This window comes from Leptospira sp. WS58.C1, assembly GCF_040833995.1.
In the GTDB taxonomy this organism is placed as follows: domain Bacteria; phylum Spirochaetota; class Leptospiria; order Leptospirales; family Leptospiraceae; genus Leptospira_B; species Leptospira_B cinconiae.
On sequence record NZ_CP162137.1, the window covers coordinates 1579108 to 1595090 of the forward strand.

14 protein-coding genes are annotated in these 15983 nt (G+C 40.8%); 6 read left to right on the plus strand and 8 right to left on the minus strand.

The annotated features are described in order from the left end of the window. Window positions 1-142 precede the first annotated feature (142 nt). Window positions 143-3289, plus strand: a complete 3147-nt coding sequence (locus tag AB3N61_RS07145; RefSeq protein WP_367898901.1) for an ATP-binding protein — start codon at window positions 143-145, stop codon at window positions 3287-3289. A gap of 19 nt (window positions 3290-3308) precedes the next feature. Continuing rightward, a complete protein-coding gene (locus AB3N61_RS07150) occupies window positions 3309-3947 on the plus strand; it encodes a LuxR C-terminal-related transcriptional regulator (protein ID WP_020768270.1) in 639 nt (212 codons plus the stop codon). Here the strand turns inward: AB3N61_RS07150 and thiM are convergent. Further along, window positions 3936-4760, minus strand: coding sequence for a hydroxyethylthiazole kinase (gene thiM / locus AB3N61_RS07155; RefSeq protein WP_036088646.1), 825 nt, complete (start codon window positions 4758-4760; stop codon window positions 3936-3938). The genes AB3N61_RS07150 and thiM overlap by 12 nt on opposite strands. Before the next feature lie 203 nt (window positions 4761-4963). On the opposite strand from thiM, the gene AB3N61_RS07160 reads away from it, so the two are divergent. Continuing rightward, window positions 4964-5209, plus strand: a complete 246-nt coding sequence (locus tag AB3N61_RS07160) for a hypothetical protein (protein ID WP_036088647.1) — start codon at window positions 4964-4966, stop codon at window positions 5207-5209. An 84-nt stretch (window positions 5210-5293) separates the two neighbouring features. Here the strand turns inward: AB3N61_RS07160 and AB3N61_RS07165 are convergent, their stop codons facing one another. Next, entirely contained in the window at window positions 5294-5851 is a 558-nt protein-coding gene (locus AB3N61_RS07165) for a YbhB/YbcL family Raf kinase inhibitor-like protein (protein WP_020768152.1), read from the minus strand. 48 nt (window positions 5852-5899) lie between these two features. Between AB3N61_RS07165 and AB3N61_RS07170 the strand changes: the two genes are divergently transcribed. Continuing rightward, window positions 5900-6667 carry a penicillin-binding protein activator LpoB gene (locus AB3N61_RS07170; protein ID WP_367898902.1) on the plus strand — a complete coding sequence of 256 codons (768 nt, stop codon included), beginning with the start codon at window positions 5900-5902 and terminating at the stop codon, window positions 6665-6667. Here the strand turns inward: AB3N61_RS07170 and AB3N61_RS07175 are convergent. The 3 genes from AB3N61_RS07175 to AB3N61_RS07185 form a co-directional block, all read right to left on the minus strand. Next, entirely contained in the window at window positions 6664-8085 is a 1422-nt protein-coding gene (locus AB3N61_RS07175) for a hypothetical protein (RefSeq protein WP_367898903.1), read from the minus strand. The genes AB3N61_RS07170 and AB3N61_RS07175 overlap by 4 nt on opposite strands. A 147-nt stretch (window positions 8086-8232) precedes the next feature. Next, complete coding sequence (locus AB3N61_RS07180) at window positions 8233-8541, minus strand: hypothetical protein (RefSeq protein WP_020768226.1); 309 nt, start codon at window positions 8539-8541, stop codon at window positions 8233-8235. 234 nt (window positions 8542-8775) lie between these two features. Further along, window positions 8776-11472 (minus strand): PAS domain S-box protein, encoded by a 2697-nt coding sequence (locus AB3N61_RS07185; RefSeq protein ID WP_367898904.1) that lies wholly within the window; start codon window positions 11470-11472, stop codon window positions 8776-8778. A gap of 47 nt (window positions 11473-11519) precedes the next feature. Here AB3N61_RS07185 and AB3N61_RS07190 point away from each other — a divergent pair, with 47 nt between their 5' ends. Both AB3N61_RS07190 and AB3N61_RS07195 read left to right on the plus strand, forming a co-directional pair. After that, window positions 11520-12386 carry an enoyl-CoA hydratase-related protein gene (locus AB3N61_RS07190; RefSeq protein ID WP_367898905.1) on the plus strand — a complete coding sequence of 289 codons (867 nt, stop codon included), beginning with the start codon at window positions 11520-11522 and terminating at the stop codon, window positions 12384-12386. A gap of 143 nt (window positions 12387-12529) precedes the next feature. Then, a complete protein-coding gene (locus AB3N61_RS07195; RefSeq protein WP_367898906.1) occupies window positions 12530-12805 on the plus strand; it encodes a hypothetical protein in 276 nt (91 codons plus the stop codon). 57 nt (window positions 12806-12862) lie between these two features. Here AB3N61_RS07195 and AB3N61_RS07200 read toward each other — a convergent pair whose 3' ends face one another. The 3 genes from AB3N61_RS07200 to leuC form a co-directional block, all read right to left on the minus strand. After that, a complete protein-coding gene (locus tag AB3N61_RS07200) occupies window positions 12863-13780 on the minus strand; it encodes a lysophospholipid acyltransferase family protein (RefSeq protein ID WP_020768200.1) in 918 nt (305 codons plus the stop codon). A gap of 105 nt (window positions 13781-13885) precedes the next feature. Beyond that, window positions 13886-14512, minus strand: coding sequence for a 3-isopropylmalate dehydratase small subunit (gene leuD, locus AB3N61_RS07205; RefSeq protein WP_367898907.1), 627 nt, complete (start codon window positions 14510-14512; stop codon window positions 13886-13888). Beyond that, on the minus strand, window positions 14509-15912 hold the full coding sequence (gene leuC, locus AB3N61_RS07210) for a 3-isopropylmalate dehydratase large subunit (protein WP_367898908.1): 1404 nt from the start codon (window positions 15910-15912) through the stop codon (window positions 14509-14511). The genes leuD and leuC overlap by 4 nt, the downstream gene beginning before the upstream one ends. Between the last annotated feature and the right edge of the window lie 71 nt (window positions 15913-15983).

Below are 15983 nucleotides of genomic sequence, written 5' to 3' on the forward strand. Positions count from 1 at the left end.
AACAATAAAAGTAGAAGGACCGCCGGATCCGAAAGATCCCTAGAACAAGGGAGAAGTTTACTCTTTTTATTTATTTACCGGATACTCATCCGAAACATTAAAAAGGTTTATAATTCTGGAATGGTCTGAAGAATCAGTGCAGATGGTTTCCGCTTTCTCTCAAAAATTCCAGGGAATCCTATTGATCTCGATCTTACTTTTTAGCCTGGGGTGTGAGTCCGGATCTTTTTCGAAGAATAAACCGAGAGTAGAAAATGGAATACTGGATCTGAACAATCGTTGGGACTTCGGAAAGGAAGAACCTTTAAGTATCGAAGGCGATTGGGCATTTTATTGGTCCCAATTATTTTCTGAGATCAAAAATCCTTTAAAATTTGATCTGGATCCTTCTCAAAGAATGAAAGGACAAATCGAGTTCGGCGACGTTCCTAATGTTTGGAATGAATACCAAGATCAAGGCAGAAATTATCCGGGTTTCGGATTCGCTACTTATAAGATACTTCTTCGTTTGGATAAAGCTGAAAGCGATATGGCAATCAAGATGCTGGAAGCCTCCACATCTTATAATCTTTACGTAAACGGTAAAAAAGTGATCTCAAGCGGCGTCGTCGGAAAGACAGCTGAGACAAGCAAACCTTTGTATAGACCTGGAGTGAGCGATCTGTTCGATCTTGGAACGGAAAATGAAATTGCCATAGAGATCTCGAATTTTTCCCATTTTAAAGGAGGACCATGGGCCAAGATCATTTTAGGAAAAAGAAAGGATCTTGTTTCCGTTCGCCAAAGTAATATTCGATTGGATCTATTCATAGGCGGTGGCCTTTTCGTTTTAGGTCTTTACCACCTAAGCTTATTCGCATTTTTAAGAAGAGAGGCTTCCACATTATATTACGGAATTATAACGATCTGTTCCACCATTCGTATTTTGATCACGGGTGAGCGAGTATTATATTCCATTTTACCGAAATTCGATTTTGAATGGGGATATAGATTGGAACTGATGTCCGGTTTTATGACCAGTATCTTCTTTCCCTTATTCATTAGAACATTGTATCCTGATGAGCTGAACAAAAGGGTGGTTCAATTTTTTATCAGCATCATTGTCGGACTTTCTTTTATCGTATTACTCTTTCCTTTAGTGATATTTTCCAAGACCATTTCGATCTTCGGGATCTTAGTTACTACCGCTTGTATTTACCTAGTATACGTTTTTTGGAAAGCGATCCGAAATAAAAAGTTAGGAGCGGAAGTCGGCTTATTTTTCTTTCTTCTGTTTTTTGCCGTTGTGACTAACGATGTATTGTATGCGAATATGATCATTAACACTGCATACTTCGCTTCATACGGAGTAGCTTCTTTTTTCGTAGCCCAGGCTTTTATGGTCTCTCAGAGATTTACAAGCGCCTACAAACTTTCGGAAAGATTGGCTCATGATCTACAGGAATCCAACCAAAGATTGATCTCCTTGGATAGACTAAAGGACGAATTTTTGGCGAATACTTCCCACGAATTAAGAACTCCTTTGCAAGGGATTATCGGTATTGCCGATTCCTTAAGAAGGGGAGTGGGCGGCTCCTTATCGGAATCCATTACAAGGCAGTTGGGGATGATTGTCACCAGCGGTCGGAGACTTTCTAGTTTAGTAAATGATATTTTAGATTTTTCTAAACTAAAACATAAGGACTTAAACTTAAATCTGAGATCCGTGGACTTATATCAAGCCGTGAATTTTACTCTTGAACTGAATCGGATCTCAGCGGACGAAACTAAGATCAAATTAGTGAACGCGGTCCTCCCTGAGTTCCCGGATCTACTGGCGGATGAAAATAGACTACAACAAATCCTGCAGAACCTAGTGAGTAATGCGATCAAATTTACGGAAAAAGGGGAGATTGTGGTCAGCGCACGTATTAAGGCGCTTGGGATCGCAGAGATCAGTGTAAAGGATACGGGGATCGGAATTGATCCCGCAGAACACCAGAAAGTATTCGAGTTTTTCGAGCAAGTAGAAAGGGGAGATTCTAAAAATAGTTCCGGTGCAGGGCTCGGACTTGCGATTAGCAGAGCATTGGTGGTATTACATGGAGGAGAGATCGGAGTAGAATCTAACCCGGGCTCGGGATCTCGCTTTTATTTTACGATTCCGCTTGTATCGGGAAAAATCCCTAGATCCGATGGAAAAGAATTAAAAAATTATAAAGAAGGAAATCATCCGAGTTCTACCGTGGCTCTTCAGAACGAGCCCATTGGTTCCGAAAAAATTGCAAGGATCTTGGTCGTAGACGACGAACCTGTGAACTTGCAAGTAATACAAAACTATCTTTCTTTAAGGAATATCTCCTCCATCACCGCGAAAACTGGGATTGAAGGTTTGGAAATATTACAAAAAGATAAGGAATTCGATGTTGTTATTTTGGATGTGATGATGCCGAAGATGTCCGGTTTAGAGACTGCCCGAGAGATCCGTAAAACGTTTAGTACATTGGAACTTCCGATTTTGATGTTGACTGCAAAAAATCAGGACAAGGATCTAATGGCCGCCTTAAATAACGGTGCAAACGATTATCTACTTAAACCTTTCGATTTCGAGGAACTGATCTTAAGGATCAATAATTTACTCGCCTTAGCTGACGGTCACAAGAGCCGCTTAAATCAGGAGAATGAAAAGAGAGAAGCGGTAAATAACGTAAGACAAAGGATCAATATCGACTTACACGATCATTTGGGCGGAAAACTGACCGACTTAAAGTTTTTGTCGGAAGAGTTGCTTGCCCAAAACCGGGAAGACAAACCGATTTTCAAAAAGATCAACGAGGCAGTGAACCAATCCATTCATATCCTAAGGGAACAGATGTTAAAGATAGAAGACCTGGGATTGTTGTCCGAAAATTTTATTACGGGTATCAACTTAGTTCTACTCAGGAGATATTCGGATGTGGAAAGGGACTTGGAATTCGAATGCCAAGAGGAATTGCTCCAATTTTTTGAGGAAGAAAGGAATGAAACTTCTATCATAGAACTTTATAGTATCGTAAACGAGATCACGAATAACGATCTGAAATACGGACAAGGTGTTGCTAAATGGGATTTCTATTTGGAAAACGGTAGCCTGATCACCGAAATGAATACGGAATCTTCTTATCACCTAAAAAAACATAAAACAGGAAGAGGAACCGAAAATCTGATCTATAGGATTTCCGGACTGGGTGGAAAAGTCGAAATGTCATTAGTCGAAAATATATATAAAATAAAAATAAACATCCCCATCGGAATTTTTTCCGCAAACTAAGTAAGGTGAGAATACAGTCATGAAAAGTTCGGATATCAAAGTCGGAATCGTAGAAAACGACGAAAGTTTTAAGAATCAGATCCTGAAAACGTTGGAATCGATTCCGGAGATTGGCGGAGTATTTCATTGGGAATCCGCAGAGTCATTCTGGGAGGATGAAAAAGGAAGATCTTTGGATATACTTTTTCTGGATATAATGTTGTCCGGAATGAACGGAGTGGAACTTGCGGGAAAAATTTCCGCAAGAGATCCGGAAATCCCTAAAATTATGCTATCGAATATGAATTCGGACGAACTAATTTATGAATCTTTAAAGAACGGAGCCATAGGATATATCTTAAAATCCGAATTAAAGGATCTCGCAGACGTAGTGGATACGGTCTTAAAAGGAGGAGCGATCATTACTCCTACGATCGCTTTTCGTGTCCTGAATAGTTTTAAACAAAAGGATTATTCGGGAGAATTTAAACTGACGCCGAAAGAGAAACAGATCCTGGACGAAATGGTAAAAGGAAAAACGATCGGAAGAGTGGCGGAATTCCTGAAAGTCAGCAAGTATACGGTCCAGCACCATGTGAAGAATATATACAAAAAATTGAATGTACATAACAGGGCTGAATTGGTAAGGAAGGCCAGTGATATCGGGCTATTGCCTTGATATTTTTTGGTCTTCGGAAGGTCGGTTCCCGAGCGAACTAAGTTCATCCAGAAATGCCACGGCAAAACTTCCCGTGCCTGAGGACTTTTTGGCGGCTTCGGAACCTGCAATCGCAAAAATGGCCGATGCGGAAACTGCGGCACGTAATGTGTCTTTTTGAACACCAAGGATTGCAGCGATCATTGCTCCTAAAGAACATCCCACACCTGTGACCTTAGTCATTAGGATATGCCCTCCGGGAACAGCAATGGTCTTTTTTCCGTCAGTGATATAATCGACTTCTCCGCTGATCGCAACTACCGCTCCAGTGCCGGTCGCTAATTCTTTACCAAGAGGAAGTGCATCCGAAGAAGAAGCGGTTGAATCCACACCTTTCCCTCCGCCAACTGCACCGGCAAGAGCTAAGATTTCGGAAGCGTTTCCTCGGATTACGGTTGGTTTATATCGTAGAAGATCTTTTGCAATCTCCGTTCTGTATCTAAGAGCGCCTACCGCAACCGGATCTAAAACCCAAGGTGTTCCTTTTTTTTGCGCAGAAATAGCTGCCGCCTTCATTGCCTTCGCATCGAAACTATTGATCGTACCAACGTTAATCAGCACTCCGCTTGCAATTGCGGCGAAATCGGAAACTTCTTCTTCCGCGATGACCATTGCGGGGGATGCTCCGATCGCAAGCAGAACATTCGCAGTCCAGTTCGTGACCACTATATTGGTAAGCACATGCGTAAGAGGTGCGTGTTTACGTATTTCTGCAAGATCCGAAACGATATCACTATGCGGCCATATTATTTGGGGTATATCAAAAGCGGTCATATCTTACTAGGTATATTAGTCTAGATCGGCCTAAAAAGTCGATCTATTACTTAAGAGATTGTGGGGTTTAGATCGGATACTTAACAGTCATCTAATTTTTTTTTTGCGGATTTTTTTGAAACCGTACGACATAGTGTAGGGATTTTTTATAAGATCCGTCTATATTTGTAATCACTTGTATCTAGTTTCATTAGGGAGGAATAATGAAAGGAAGGATTGCCGGCATCAATGGGAAGTCGAATAAAATGATCATACTTACCGACCACGGATATACATTCGGTATCGGTAATGTAGAATACATGCAATTGGATCATGTAATCACCGGTGAATTAAGAAGTAGTGGAACGGAGATCCTAACAAACATAACTTCCGGAGACGACTTTATACTGGATATTGAGGCATACGATTGTTCTAAAGAGATCGCGCTCACTTTATTAAATTCGGAGTGACTTTCAGGACCGTTCGTGTTTTTTCAATAATAGCGAATAACGTATGAATTCCGAAGCCGGGAATTCCCGGCTTCGAAGAAAAAATTATCTTCCGTATTTTGCGGTCAATTTTCCTTCCGCAAGTTTTAAGGAATTGATATAAAACCCAACTAACGCACCGGACGCCTCGCCGTCCAAGTCAATCTTATCCTTTAAAGCAAATACTTTAAAGATATAACGGTGAGGTTTATCTCCTTTTGGAGGGCAGGGACCGCCATAACCAGGTTTACCGAAATCCGTTCTTCCTTGAACTGCACCTGCAGGCAGAGGTCCCTTATCATTACCGGCTTTTGCCGGAAGATTTGTGACGGTTGCAGGGATATTGATCACAGTCCAATGCCACCATCCGCTGCCGGTAGGGGCGTCCGGATCGTATACGGTTACGGCAAAAAACTTGGTTTCCTTAGGAGCGCCTGACCATTGTAAATCGGGAGAGTCATTCTCTCCGGAACATCCGAATCCTGAAAACACATGAGCGTTGGCGATTGTTCCTCCTTCTTTGAGAGCGGAGCTAGTGACTTTCAGGTCCCCTGCAAACGTGGAACCGGCAAAGAATAAAACACAAATTAGTAAACCGTTCTGAAACGTTAGGAATCTCTTCATAAAACCTCCGAGTTCTTAATGCTACAGAATAATACCGGAGGTTAGATTATGCATTCCAAATTTATGAAAGAAGTGCTCTTATGTCCGGACCCGATCAAGGATTGTGCCGTTCCCGACCCCTTCTCTGGAAAAAATGGAACGTTTCATAGGCTTTCTCGGGTTTTAAATTACACTCACTATTTCGAAAGGTTTGGCAAGATTTTTGTTTTTTGCTTTTCGTATTTTCCGAGCGAGATACTTTATAACTTGGATATGAAATTAAATATAGTTCCTTATTTGATCGTATTAAGTTTTTGTTATTGCGCAAGCCTAGAGTATCGGGATCCAAACGATGTCCGAGGCACTAAACAATGGGGAGTAATGGAAGTTAGAGAGACGGTGCAGAATATGAGTGCCTCGCTTTCCGAATTTTATAAAAAGGATCCGGTTAAGGGTTACATAGAGCTTCGAAAATTCAAGAACAATACTTCCGAACATATTGATACAAAAATTTTAGCCAATGAGATCGTTACAAATCTAACCTCTAATAAGGTTCCTTTCGTCGATATTTCTCAAAGAAAAGAATCTTTGGACGAGATCAGTTTGAATAAGTCCGGGATCACCTCTTCCGATACCAAATTGGAATTCGGAAAACTAAAATCGCCAAGTTATCGTCTGAGCGGAGAGCTAAACGATCTTGTAAATTACGAAAAGGGAAAAAAGATCCAATATATTTTGATCACTCTTCGATTAACTAGCGTTGAATCGAATGAGATTGTCTGGCAGGCGGATAAAAAATTCCTCAAAATAAGCGATACCGAAGGTTACGGCCTTTAATCCTCCTTTTTTATATCCGGATAATAACCCAAAGTTACGGGAATTTTTCCGAAAGAGGGAATTTGTAAAACTTCTTTTCCGGATTGTTTGTCTCTAATTTTAGGAAATCTTAAATTAGTTTTGGAAGAACCGAACCAAAGATACTCCGGTAGAAAACGGACGTATCTATAATTAGAAGAGACATCGATATCCTCGGCGAATTCCTTTTTAGAAGTTTGGATCGAGCTGTCTATCATTTGAGCCGCCAATTTGATCCCGGAGATTGCAATGAGGATTCCCGCCCCACCTAACTCAGACGAATTTGCCTGAGCACCTAAATATGTGACTCCTGCTCCTAAGGCGACTATGACGGTTCCTACTAAGATACTTCCTGTGACTTTGGCGGCTAAGATAGAGGCTTGTTTCGTTGTGCTAAAAGTAACTAATTGAAAATATTTGGAATCGTCAATGATCTCATGAATGGAATTATCCCGATCCAAATGTCGCTGATACCAATTTTGGGTGGATGGACCTAAATACAATTTGTCCAGATTGCCGTCCAAGTCAGTCCAACCAAGTTCACTCCTTTCTCCCATAAATTTGAAATTTAATTTTCTAAGGCCTCTTACAAAATTTAAATTTGTCTCCGGGTCCATGAAGGGTTCCGGTCCTGGACCCCCAAAGACCAAAAAAATATTTTTGGGTGCTTGATCCGAATACGCATACTGCCTAAGCCAAGCTGATTTTGGCGAAAGTTTTAAGGCTGCCTTCAAATCGATTTTCGCTTCTTGCCAATCGCCGCATGCAGTCCAAAGGGTAGCCAGTAGTATCCTTAAGTTAGGATCGTCAAATTGCCCTTCTGCACTCCATTCTCCGCTTAACAAGTTAGAAGCGTATCTCGCCTCCACTAAAGCTTCTTCATATTGTTCTTTTTTGGCATAATATAAGCCTAAAAGTATATGCAGGAAGATTACTTCCGCTTCGGACGCGTAATAACCTTCCGGCGTTTCTAAATAGAAGAAGGAACGTAATTCCCTACTTGCACTGAATCTAAGCCTGGATTTATTCTCTTCCGCTATATTTTGTAATTTGGAAAAATCGTTTTCTTGTATGAAAAGTCCTATAATAGCTTTCTCAAGAACCGTAATAAGAGTTCCTCTTTCTCCGGATGGAAAATTTTCCAAGGCAGATTTGGTATTTCCGTTGGACCATTCTTTTTTAGCAGGAGCATAATCTTCTCTTTTTAACAGGGAAGAGCAGGAAACACATAGAGAGATGATAAGAAGTAAAACAGTGTTTAATTTTCTGAAATTTAACGTCATAGGGAATTTACGATGTAATAAATTATGAATAGAGAATGAATGGGAACTAAAAAAATTTACGAAAAATCCCATTTTTTCGTTTTTATTTTCCGGAAAAGGATCGGATTGGGATCCCATCCTTCAATATTGGAGCAGTAAAAACTTTCGATTGATATGATAAGTCGATAGGGCCGGTTTTACCGGCTTTTAAAAAGAAAGGTAGAGTCGTTTCAGACTTATTTATTCTTTCAAAAAAGAATGTAAGTCCGTGTCCGTTTTTTAGACTTAGTAGACGAAATTTCTAAGCTGTTGGAATACGGAACCGGAGTGAGCCCGTATATAAAGAGCATAACTGCTAATTAATATACTCAGAACAAGCGGTAGAAATTTAAAAAACTTATTTTTCGCAAACGAGAACAGAATAAACGCAGGGAATACTCCTATGATCGGGATTAACGATCCTACAAATAGGAAAAGATAAAATAACCAAAAGGAGGCGATCTCTTCCTCTTCGGGTTTTCCTGTTCTGTATCTGGTCGGTTTTTGGGGCTGAGCTCGTGAATGAATCACGACGCCGCCCGGTTGGGTTTTCATTCGGTATTTTTGATCCGACTTCTGGCTTCTATTTTCCATTCCTTAAGTGTAGATCTTTTTGGCTAAAGGAGCAATCCGATTCGACTTATTTTAAAAATAAATGGAATATTCCAAAAAATGAAATTTGCGCTAAATGAATGAAATCGGATAAAAACGGGCATATAATCGTTAAATAGGATTCATAACCTTTTAAAGGATTGAAATTCCTGCAAAAACGTAAGTTTTCGCGCTTTATCAATTTAGATGGGATAAAGGCTGCAATTCTATGATCATTTTAGTTCCATGATCCAATTCACTTTCCGCATAAATCCTTCCATTTAATGCCTCCACTTGGGACTTGGTGAGAAAGAGTCCAACACCCCTTGCGTCCGGGTGTCTATGGAACGTTTTATGTAAACCGAACAATTTGTTTTGGTATTTTTTAAGATCTATCCCTAATCCGTTATCTTTCACGATCAATAAATATTTTCCGTCCGAAATTTCCGTCCGAATATCTATTTTAGGGGTCCTGTGCGGAGATCGATACTTAATGGAATTTGAAATTAGATTTAATAAAATACTTTCTAAGTATGTCTTATCATATTCCAATTCTTCCAATGGAGAAAAATCGGAATGTATCTCTGCGGAAGTTTCCAAGATCTGGCCTTCTAAAATCCTTAGGATCTTTTTTAGAACTGAATCGAATCTTACTGTTTCGATCTTTCTTCTGGTCCCTTCCTGTATTTTTAACACTTCCACCAGGCTGTCTAATGTCTCTTGTAGATAATCCACTGAGATCTTAAATTTCCCTAGTAAAGACTGGATTTCTTCTTCCGATTTGGCCTCTTCCACCAATTCCACTAAGGAGATTAGGTTGCTAGTAGGGGCTCTTAGATTATGAGAAGTTATATGTGCATAGTTTAAGAGCTGCGCATTCTTTCTGCCTAATTGATCGGCTAAAATTTCCAACTGTTGTTTCGTATCTTCTAATCTTTCTAAATATTCTTGGGCGCCTGATACGTCCGTGCCTATTCCTAAAAATCCGGAAAGTTTAGAATCGAAACCCTTAACTGCCGTAATGATCATTTGTGCCGGGAAAACCGTTCCGTCCTTTCTTCTGTATTTCCAGATCCTGGAGTCGTAGGATTCCCTTTTGGCAACCTCGCTGAATATATCGAAACCTTTAATTTCCTTTTTATAAAGTTCGCTTAGTTCCTTACCTCTTTTGTACGTATCTTCCTTATCATGGAGGATCTCAGGCGTGTATTTCCCCACCAATTCCTCTTCGGAATATCCGAAAAGGTTTTCCGCTCCCTTACTAAATACCGTGATCACTCCTTGCAGATCCGTTTTGATAATAGCGACTTGAGTGGCGGAATCAAAAATCTGTTTCATTTCGTGGTTGATCGTTATCAATGATTGTTCTGCCGCTTTTTTTTCGGTAATATCCTCTATTTGAGATACGAAATATAAAAAGTTATCGAACTTATCTCTTACAGAGGATACGCTTAGATTGATCCAGATAATAGAGCCGTCCTTTTTGAAGTATCGTTTTTCCATCTTATAGGATTCGATCTCTTTATTCAGGATCTGATTTACATAACTTAAGTCTTTTTCCAGATCTTCCGGGTGAGTGATGTCTTGGAAGGTGAGAGAGTAGAATTCACTTTCGGCATATCCGAGCATTTCGCAAAGTTTTCTGTTTACCTTTAACCATTTTCCTTCGGAAGAAACAAGAGCCATTCCGATGCCGTTATTTTCGAATGCTCCCCTAAACATGAGTTCGCTTAGTACAAGGTTGTTTTCTATTTTTCTTCTTTCCTCAATATCTTGGAAGATACCGAATAAACGTACACATTTCCCGTCGGTGAATTCAGCATGTCCGATAGTGCGGACCCATTTTTTTCTTCCCGATACCGTTCGGATCTGAAGATCCATATCATAATCCGTCCCGGAATGTAATGCACTTTCAATGGCAAGTATCATTCTTGCCTTATCTTCTCCCTCTTCTGCGAAACGAATAAAGTCTTGTAGTTTAGGAGAATGGTCTTCCGGGATCTCGAAAATTTCTTTGGTCTTTTTACTCCAATAAGTTTTGTCGGATATAAAATCGATATCCCAGGTTCCTATCTTTGCTATCTCGTTGACTCTGGCCAGATTTTCCTGAGTTTTCCTGGATTCCTGGTCTGCCAGTTTGATACGAGTTATATCCCAATTCGTTCCAATCATCTGGATCGGATTTCCTTCCGAATCGCGGAATACCGCAGCGATTGCTTTGATATAATGTACGGATCCGTCCGGCCAGAGTATCCTGAATTCCGTATCGAATTCCTTTCTTCCCGCAACGGCATTATAAAAATCTTCTATAGCTCTGGTCTTATCCTCCGGGTGAAGGGATTTCTCCCAAGCCTCATAGGCACCTGAAAATTCCGTTTTATGGATACCATATAGATTGTACATTTCTTCGTCCCAAACTAATACGTTTTTGGTGAGATCAAGGTCCCAAATTCCTACGTTAGCTACTTTTGTAGCGAGCTTTAATCTTCTATTACTCTGTCTAAGGGATTCTCTGTCAGCCTTCGGTTTTGTGATCTCTTGGAATAAAAATGTATATTTGCCGGGAGTTTCCACGGAATATTTCGAATATCGGATCCCGACCTTGAAATGTAAAAAATTCCCATCTGCGCCGGTGATCTTTAATTCGAATGGTTCGGGATTTTGTCCGTTTTTTGCGGAATCGATCTCAGATTCTAATTTTGTTCTGTCTGCCGGATGGATCTTTGTGAAAAGAAAGTAGAGAGAAATTTCGGATTCGGTTAATCCTAAACGTTTAGAGAGTTGGGGAGGGATCTTGCAGTCGCTTATATTTTCCGTCTCCCAGACGTATGTGTCCAGAAGTTCGGTTAAAAAATCAAGGATTTGGTTTGTACCGAGTTCTTCTTTCTGTGGCATACCGGTTAAACTCGGGGTCGCAGGAAATTTTAGTGCTATGATTTAAGATGTCAACACCAAACAAAAAAAGTTCTTTCTGTATTCCGGATCTAATTTCCCATTTAGGGATGTCAGATCTTCCATTAATAACAAAAGTTCACGATATTGCAGGCGCTAAAATTTTTCAGATCACTATGAATCGTCCAGAGGTTCATAACGCCATAAATAAAGAGATGGCGGACCTGTTCTTGGAAGCTTGGAAAACCTTCCATAAAGATCCGGAACTGACCGTAGCGATTTTACATGGAGCAGGGGATAAGGCATTCTGTTCCGGAGCGGATCTTTCCGGTTTGGATAAAATGGCAAATTTGTATCTAAACAAGGAAGAAAGAGAAGAATATGCTAAGAATGATCCCGGTCCTTTAGGAGGTTCTAGGATCGTTCAGAAAAAACCGGTGATTACTGTTTCTCACGGTTACACGTATGCCGGCGGTTTGGAATTATTTTGTCACGGCCATATTCGGATCGCGGAGCCTCAGGCAATCTTCTCCGTAGCATGTAGGAGATGGGGTGTTCCACTTATAGATGGAGGCACCGTGTATCTCCCTAGATTGCTCGGTTGGGGATCTGCTTTGCCTTTGATACTGACAGGACAAAGGATCAGAGCGGAGAGAGCCTATCAGCTCGGTCTAGTATGGGAACTTGTAAAAAAAGGAAAAGGTTTAGAAAGAGCATTCTCTTACGCTACTCAGCTTTGTCGGCAGCCAAGAGATGCAATGTTCGCGGACCTACATTCCGCATTAGAAGGTTGGAATCTTCCTTTGCAAGAAGCATTAACATTAGAAGCCAGAAATACTTTTCCTGTGATGGAAAGCGAAAGTACCAAAGAAGGGGTAAAACGTTTCTTGGATGGTGACCGTTTTTGGTTTCGTTAAAGTAAAATTAGTTTAAAACGTTCTCATTTCCAAAATTGTATTGTTGGTTCCGGAGAAGAGTGATCCAATCCTAAAACTATTGCGGAACCTTATCAATCATTTATTGTTTGAAAAAATTATCTGCTATAATATGGAGAATGTTTATGCGAACTAAAAAAAGGATCTTGATCTTACTCTTGGTTCTATCTTCCCTTGGTTTCGTAAATTGTGATACGTTTAATGACCTATACGGGACCGGAGACGATGATAAAAATGATAAACAAAACTGCAGTGCAGCAGCGGCATTGTATTTAAGTTGTTCTAACGAAAACCCCGGTTATGCGAATACTGCGTGCTCTTCCCAGTATTTATTAGCCGTTGCCACTTGCGGTTACGGTGGGGGAAGTGGAGGAGGCGGGGGAGGCGGGGGAGGATACTAAACCTCCTCTCAGACGGAAAAGAGCGGATCAGGCTGTATGCTAGATCCGCAATCTCTTTTATTTTTGTTCGGATAGGATTTCTACATTCCATTCTTTTAAATTTGTTAATACATAATTCAAGAGTGTTTCTTGTGCCTTTCTGGAGTCCTTAGGATCTATCTGTGGGCCGAATTTCATGTGGATCTTTCTGTCTCTGTACAGTGTGCCTAGGTCCTTCCAGATCTTACCATTTTCCCAGAAGTCGGTCTTGATCGCGAATGGGACGACGGGGACTCCCGCTCTGGCCGCAAGTTTAACGGCGATTGAGTTGAATTCCGCCGGATTGAAAGTCCGAGTCCTTGTACTTTGAGGGAAAACTACGATAGAAACCCCTTTTTTCAGGAGATTCACTCCTTCTTCCAATACCTTAACTAGATCCTCTCTTGGGTTATCCCTACCTACTGCGATCGGGTCCCTACTTCTCATGATAGGACCGAAATATCCTTTTATTAAACTTTCTTTAACTACATAGGTAAGCCTTCTGTGAGGGACCAAAAAATATGAAAAGACGAAAGTTTCCAAGACGCTCATATGATTGCCGGCAAAAACTACAGGGCCCTTAGGAGAGATAACATTCTCAAGATTCTCTATTTGGAATTTTCCCTCACAACCTTCGATCAAGTCTAAGATCCCGCCTGATAATTCTATCCAACGAGGATCGAAAAATTTCCCTTTTAAGGCATCCTTTCTTGCGATCATGATCTGACGGAAGTATCCGTACAAAAAAGTAAGATCGGAACGGAATAAAAACCGATCTAATAACCATCTTTTGCGATCCGGGGGAGTGATATATCTCAAAGTCACTCCTTCTCTTAGCTCTATCCTGCGTCCTAATTCTTCCTTGGTTAAGTCGTAAATCCCCGTGATCAGCGCAGAATCGGGGATTTTAACTATAGGCGTTGTGATCTTATCATGAATGGATTCTATTAAACTCACTCTAGGTTCCTTTTAGAAGCGTAAAGAATGACGAACATATTAATTTTCCCCGAATTCTTTTCCAGCGAATAAAAGGTTTTTTAAGATCTATTGTGCAGAGCACCCTTACCATTGAACTTCTAAAAACGGCCTTTCTATTCTGCGTTTTTGTTCGAAATCCAGGATCTCTTTTGCATTTTTTAATGTGATATCAATATCGTCCCATCCGTTTCGGATCCGATTTACGGAAGCAGTATCCAAATGAAAGAAGAATGTTCTATCTCCCGTTTGCACTTCCGAATTTTCCAGATTGATACGGATTTGTGATCCGGGATTTTTAGAGATCCATTCGTTTAAATATTGGATCTCCTCTTCTTTCAAACGGACTAATGCGATCCCGTTCTTCGCGGAATTAATGGAGAATATATCCGCAAAAGAAGGAGCCAGAATTGCCCTGAATCCGAAATCTGAGAGCGCCCAAGGTGCATGTTCACGACTAGAACCGCAGCCGAAATTTTTTCCCGCCACAAGCACGCTTGCATTCTTAGATCTCTCCTTGTTCAAAATAAATTCTGGATTTGGAATATTCCCTTCCGGGTCAGAATATCTCCAATCATGGAATAGATGTTTTCCAAATCCTTTCTTATTTATCAGTTTCATAAACTGTTTGGGAAGGATCTGGTCCGTATCAATATCGTCTCTTGGAATAGAGACTGCAACACCTGTGTGTATCGTCCAAATTTTCGGGCTCATACTAATTTCCTCACATCTGAAAATTTACCTGTAATTGCAGCGGCCGCTGCCATTGAAGGACTGACAAGATGTGTCCTTCCGCCTCTACCTTGTCTTCCTTCAAAGTTTCGATTCGAAGTGGAAGCACATCTTTCTCCCGGTTTTAATACGTCGTCATTCATTGCAAGGCAAAGAGAACAACCGGGTTCTCTCCATTCGAATCCTGCTTCTTTGAAAATTTTATCCAATCCTTCCGATTCCGCCTGACGTTTTACGGAACCGGAGCCGGGCACGACTAACGCCTGCACACCTGGATATACTTTTTTTCCTTTGGCGACTTCTGCTGCGGATCTCAGATCTTCTATCCTGGAATTTGTGCAGGAACCTATGAATACCTTATCGATCCTGATCTCTGAGATGGGCGTTCCCGGTTTTAAGCCCATATACTCCAACGCGTTTTGAGCGGTTTCCTTGTTGTGAACGTCCACGAAATCTTTCGGATCCGGAACAAAACCTCCGATCGGCAACGACTGAGAAGGATTGGTTCCCCAAGTGACCTGAGGCTCTATTTTAGAAATATCTAATTCAACGATCTTATCATATACAGCGTCTTGATCGGTGAAGAACGTTTTCCAATATTCCACAGCTTGTTCAAAACTTTCTCCTTTCGAGATGAGTTTTTTGTCTTTAAGATAGTCGAATGTGATTTGGTCCGGCGCTATTAAACTTGCCTTTGCTCCTGCTTCTATACTCATATTGCAGAGAGTCATTCTTCCTTCCATGGAAAGAGATTTTATCCAGTCTCCCGAATATTCTATGGTAAAACCTCGTCCTCCTGAAGTGCCAATCTTTGAGATTAATTCCAAGACCACATCTTTGGCAGTGATCCCAAAACCCGGTCTGCCGATAAAACGAACTAACATGAATTTCGTTTTGGCCTGTTTTAAAGTTTGGGTAGCGAGCACATGTTCCACTTCGCTTGTTCCTATTCCGAATGCCAAAGCACCGAACGCTCCATGAGTTGCAGTATGAGAATCGCCGCAAACGATGACTGAACCAGGGATGGTAAATCCTAATTCGGGTCCCAAAACATGCACGATCCCTTGGTCGGGATCTTCCGGTCCGAATAAACGTATCCCGAAGTCCTTGCAGTTTTTTTCCATCGTATCTATCTGCAATTTTGAGACTGGTCCTGCAGCATCTCTATTTTTACGATCCCTTGTAGAAACATTATGGTCCACTACTCCGAAGGTAAGATCCGTTCTTCTTACGGTCCTATTCTTTTCCCTTAACCCTTCGAACGCTTGGGCGGAAGTCACTTCATGAAGAATATGACGGTCCACATATAAAATGGATTCGTTGTCGGAATTCTCCGAAATTCTATGGCTTTCCCAAATTTTGTCATATAAAGTTCGTCCCATATTTTCCTCTCGGTAAGGAAGGTATCAAATTTACTGATATAATGCAAATAAATTGGTTTTATAAAATATAT

Coding starts and splice junctions, on each gene's coding strand:
- AB3N61_RS07170 (WP_367898902.1), top strand. CDS start 5,900: ATGCATTCCAAATTTATGAAAGAAGTGCTCTTATGTCCGGACCCGATC.
- leuC (WP_367898908.1), bottom strand. CDS start 15,912: ATGGGACGAACTTTATATGACAAAATTTGGGAAAGCCATAGAATTTCG.
- thiM (WP_036088646.1), bottom strand. CDS start 4,760: ATGACCGCTTTTGATATACCCCAAATAATATGGCCGCATAGTGATATC.
- AB3N61_RS07180 (WP_020768226.1), bottom strand. CDS start 8,541: ATGAAAACCCAACCGGGCGGCGTCGTGATTCATTCACGAGCTCAGCCC.
- leuD (WP_367898907.1), bottom strand. CDS start 14,512: ATGAGCCCGAAAATTTGGACGATACACACAGGTGTTGCAGTCTCTATT.
- AB3N61_RS07150 (WP_020768270.1), top strand. CDS start 3,309: ATGAAAAGTTCGGATATCAAAGTCGGAATCGTAGAAAACGACGAAAGT.
- AB3N61_RS07165 (WP_020768152.1), bottom strand. CDS start 5,851: ATGAAGAGATTCCTAACGTTTCAGAACGGTTTACTAATTTGTGTTTTA.
- AB3N61_RS07160 (WP_036088647.1), top strand. CDS start 4,964: ATGAAAGGAAGGATTGCCGGCATCAATGGGAAGTCGAATAAAATGATC.
- AB3N61_RS07185 (WP_367898904.1), bottom strand. CDS start 11,472: ATGCCACAGAAAGAAGAACTCGGTACAAACCAAATCCTTGATTTTTTA.
- AB3N61_RS07190 (WP_367898905.1), top strand. CDS start 11,520: ATGTCAACACCAAACAAAAAAAGTTCTTTCTGTATTCCGGATCTAATT.
- AB3N61_RS07195 (WP_367898906.1), top strand. CDS start 12,530: ATGCGAACTAAAAAAAGGATCTTGATCTTACTCTTGGTTCTATCTTCC.
- AB3N61_RS07145 (WP_367898901.1), top strand. CDS start 143: ATGGTTTCCGCTTTCTCTCAAAAATTCCAGGGAATCCTATTGATCTCG.
- AB3N61_RS07175 (WP_367898903.1), bottom strand. CDS start 8,085: ATGGGATCCCAATCCGATCCTTTTCCGGAAAATAAAAACGAAAAAATG.